The 1601-nt window shown below is 34.9% G+C and carries 3 protein-coding genes; all 3 read left to right on the forward strand.

Going from position 1 to position 1601, the window contains the following annotated elements:
• Window positions 1-294 (forward strand): CbiQ family ECF transporter T component (locus F6K13_RS32285; RefSeq protein ID WP_287289775.1); only part of this gene is annotated, 294 nt, incomplete at its 5' end.
• Between the two features lie 361 nt (window positions 295-655).
• A complete protein-coding gene (gene pipX / locus F6K13_RS32290; protein ID WP_124155376.1) occupies window positions 656-925 on the forward strand; it encodes a transcriptional coactivator PipX in 270 nt (89 codons plus the stop codon).
• A 218-nt stretch (window positions 926-1143) separates the two neighbouring features.
• Window positions 1144-1601 (forward strand): YggS family pyridoxal phosphate-dependent enzyme (locus F6K13_RS32295; RefSeq protein WP_287289777.1); only part of this gene is annotated, 458 nt, incomplete at its 3' end.

Here is a 1601-nt window from a genome sequence, read left to right on the forward strand (position 1 = left end):
TTAGAGGAAATACAAAATTTAGTTCGTTCAGTTAGAACTAGAGCAATTAACTGGAAAAAACTAGGACTGCGACAAGCTTCTCAGGTATGGTTAATAGTAGCAGAAAGACTATTAGAAAATTTGCTATTGCGAGCAGATCAAATTGCCAGTGCAATGAAAGTGCGAGGTTTTACAACTCCCGATCAACATAAAGTACAATGGCATGATCTACAGTTAAAGGTATTGGACTGGTTAGTATTGGTTACCTTAGTGTTATTCTGGTGGGTTAGGTTAGTTTGGGGAGGACAAAATTAAAACAAAATTATGTATTCTTATAGACAATTATTTATCTGGTATGGTTAATATGTTCAAAGTAAAAAAATTTCAAAAAGTGCTGTGGGATACCTAGTCACTGATTGATTTTGTTGATAATTTTAAGACAAAAATTATAGATTGATATTTGAGTTGAATATCAAATAATTATCATTGCAGAAAATATATTTTCTGGGTCTATTTACTTCTAAGAGCATTTAATAATTTACAGAAAAAAACAAAAACCTAAATTTATCTGTTAAGCTGTAAAATCTAAAATCTAAAACAATTAGGGGCTTTCAATTGACAAAGGCCACTAAGTTATTTAAAAATCCTGTCATTATCTGCTGATTTTTAAGCCTAAATGACCAACGAAACTTATATGAACCATCCTAACTTTGGCCTCTTATACAGAGTGTGCTTAGTTGAGGATCACCAAGAATTATTTACTACCCTCTATGCTCAACGCTTATTTTTTTTAGTGACAAATGGAATAGGAGGTATTAAATTTGAACCTTTAGGTCGTTCAGACGCACGTTTAATGGTGGAAATTCGCCTCCGCCAACTGCGTCGAAATGGTCAAGCAACTGAGTACCAAAAACTTCAGGCAGTTCACAAAAATACTTTTCAATAATTAAACTGTTCTCTGCTTCTACTCAAGTAAAGTAAAGTTAACTATATTGTCCGGCCTAATCTTGAAGAAGGCAGAAGGGAAAATTGCATGGGTATAGTCAACGACCGCCCACCTGCGTGTCTTATCACCCCAAGCAATTTTAAGCACTCCCGTTGACGGTGGGTTATTAAGCCCGCCACAGACAAAGATAATAAGAAATTCTCAAATCTCAAGATAAAATGGTTGAGTCAATTACTGAACGTATTACTAAAATCCGCTCTAACTTACCTGCATCAATACACCTAATTGCTGTAACTAAACAGGTATCAGTTGATGCTATTCGTACTGCTTATGCAGCAGGAATAAGAGATTTTGGAGAAAATAAAGTTCAAGAAGCAGAAGAAAAGCAAGGCCAACTACGAGATTTACCAAATATTACCTGGCATATGATTGGCCACTTGCAAGGAAATAAAGCAGCAAAAGCCTTACAGCAGTTTCAATGGATTCATTCTGTAGATAATTTAAAACTGGCCAAACGCCTTGACCGTTTAGCAGAAGAGTTATCTTGTAGTCCTAATATTTGCCTGCAAGTCAAAATTTTACCCGACCCTAATAAGTATGGGTGGAGTATACCAGAATTAATTACTGACTTATCACAGTTAAATCAATGTCAAAATCTTAAAATTAAGGGTCTAAT

The organism is Okeania sp. SIO2B9 (genome assembly GCF_010672505.1).
Taxonomy (GTDB): domain Bacteria; phylum Cyanobacteriota; class Cyanobacteriia; order Cyanobacteriales; family Microcoleaceae; genus Okeania; species Okeania hirsuta.